The organism is Tychonema sp. LEGE 07196, from assembly GCF_963890365.1.
In the GTDB taxonomy this organism is placed as follows: Bacteria; Cyanobacteriota; Cyanobacteriia; order Cyanobacteriales; family Microcoleaceae; genus Microcoleus.
On record NZ_CAWPRX010000065.1, the window covers coordinates 1 to 2,063 of the forward strand.

The following is a 2,063-nucleotide window of genomic DNA, read 5'->3' on the forward strand; positions in this document are numbered from 1 at the left end:
ATAGTAATCCTTGCAGGAGTCATAAAATTTTCACCCCACCCCAACCCTCCCCGCGGGTTCGGGGAGGGAGTAAGAAATTCACAAATGATTTAGGATTGCTATATCTGCGGTTGAAGGATGGATAGAAGATTTGGGGATAGAGTCGTCCGCTATTTTGGGACGGACAGAGGGGTGAGTTTTGGTCGATCGACATTGCTCAAATCTAAGCGATAATTTGTTGTTTTTGCACCAGGCCCGTTGCCTTCTCGGACTGTGATAATAAAGCCAGTTGGGTTTTTGGGGTCTCGGACTACTTTGTCAATAAATTGTCTTTGTATTTTTTCGACATTTAAAACTTGAGGTCTGATGAAAATTCTTTCGGAAATACATAAAAGTGCGGCTCCGTCTTGATAGCGGGCTGCGTAGAACCAATATTTTTTACGGTTAGTTGTAAATTCCTTTCTGCTAAATATAGTGTATCTTTCAAGTGGGGCTAATTGTTGGTTGAGGTTGCAATTTTTATCGATGTAGGTTGCGTTGGCTGGTAGTTGCAATTGTTGGGCGAAAACTCCTGGTGCAATCGCGGTGACAATTGCTGAGATGAGGCTGAGGGTGAGGGTGAAGGACGATCGGCTGTTCATAAATACTTGCCTTTATTTATTTTGATCGAGTGTTGTACGGTGTACTTGGTATTTTATCTTTCTTTTAAATACTGTTCTAATTCCGCTGTGCGGGCTTTTGTCATCCGATCCAAACATTCATTGAGAAAACCTCCATAACCAGTACCGCCGCGATTTTGGTAAACTTCAAATTCGCAGGTTTTATCTCTTAACTGAATCCACCCTAATTGTGCTTCTGCAAGGATCGATCGCTCTTCGCGACTCAATTTAGCAACCAGTTGCTTGTAAACCTCATTCAGCCGTTTGTCTGAGGCTTCATACCTAAACCTAATACAAGTTCTGACTTCCACATCTCCTTGCGGGCGATCGCAATTAATCTGTTGAGCAATGACAGATTGCCCCGATCGTGCGAAAATTGATGCTGTAGCTAAGATTGTCACAAGTGCGATCGACCACAAGGGCGATCGGTTTTTCGGTAAATTTATTTTCATTACCATAAAACCCACGTATTTTACGATTTTTCTAACACCAGACAGATTTTATTCAATAAATTTAAAGATTATTTTTAGATTGGGCGAGGGTTCGCTCTGTCGGTGGGATTCCCAAAGTATGCTTGATAGCTGCATCTACTGCGGCCATATTTGACCAAATACCAATTTTGCGATCGATTTCAACTTCTAGAAGTGTCACCAGATTGTCTGTCATGATTACCGAGTCAGCCAACAATCGTGTTTGCTGGCCCTCCCTTGTGGCTAGGGAAACAAAAACCCGGCTTGGGTGTCCTACACGAGTTAAATTGCTAGTAATCATTGCTGTAATAGTTTGTCCTAAACCAGTCCCCAAATTATCAGCTTGAACTATCAAAACTGGGCGGCGCTTCGCAGTACGCAAATCAGCATTGGGAAACAGAACCAGTGCTACATCACCGCGTTTATAAATCATCGTAAGCATCCATTTCCGGTTGTTCCCAATCCTCGGCAAATCTGCTCAACCTGATGCGTAAATCTCCTGCTTGTTCGCGATCTATACCGCGAGATTGTAGTTCTACTAATCCTGATTCGGCGAGAAAAGTAACAATAACTTTCCCTTCTGTTAAGTCGCTAGGAGTTTCTAATAACACAACTTTGCCGTCTCGATATATACCCTTTACTGATTTTAACATTTTACTTTTATGCCCAACGACTTATTGACATTTTAGCTTTGTTTAGGATATCTAGCAGCTCAGGGAAATATTTTTGGGGATTGGCACTTTTCAAAAGCGGCTCCCACCAAAGATAAAGCCACCATCGGCGCTGTTACCGCCCTCAAAATTCTACTACCCAAAGAGACAGGCTCAAAACCAAATTCGATCGCCCTTTCCACTTCACCATCAGTCCACCCACCCTCCGGGCCAACCGCAATCGCGATCGATAATTCCTCCGGTTCTTGCTCCCCCCTTAGCAAGCGGGGCTGGGGGGATTCATC

At 43.5% G+C, this 2,063-nt stretch carries 5 protein-coding genes; all 5 read right to left on the minus strand.

All coding sequences use genetic code 11. The annotated features are described in order from the left end of the window. Nucleotides 1-149: 149 nt before the first annotated feature. Nucleotides 150-620 carry a hypothetical protein gene (locus AACV78_RS08465; protein WP_194011658.1) on the minus strand — a complete coding sequence of 157 codons (471 nt, stop codon included), beginning with the start codon at nt 618-620 and terminating at the stop codon, nt 150-152. A 53-nt stretch (nt 621-673) separates the two neighbouring features. Continuing rightward, entirely contained in the window at nt 674-1,090 is a 417-nt protein-coding gene (locus AACV78_RS08470; RefSeq protein WP_194011657.1) for a lysozyme inhibitor LprI family protein, read from the minus strand. 61 nt (nt 1,091-1,151) lie between these two features. Continuing rightward, nucleotides 1,152-1,541, minus strand: a complete 390-nt coding sequence (locus tag AACV78_RS08475) for a type II toxin-antitoxin system PemK/MazF family toxin (RefSeq protein ID WP_194011656.1) — start codon at nt 1,539-1,541, stop codon at nt 1,152-1,154. Next, nucleotides 1,531-1,761 (minus strand): hypothetical protein, encoded by a 231-nt coding sequence (locus AACV78_RS08480; RefSeq protein WP_194011655.1) that lies wholly within the window; start codon nt 1,759-1,761, stop codon nt 1,531-1,533. The genes AACV78_RS08475 and AACV78_RS08480 overlap by 11 nt, the downstream gene beginning before the upstream one ends. Before the next feature lie 59 nt (nt 1,762-1,820). Continuing rightward, the coding region (locus tag AACV78_RS08485; RefSeq protein WP_194074430.1) for an RsmE family RNA methyltransferase at nt 1,821-2,063 on the minus strand (243 nt) is incomplete at its 5' end.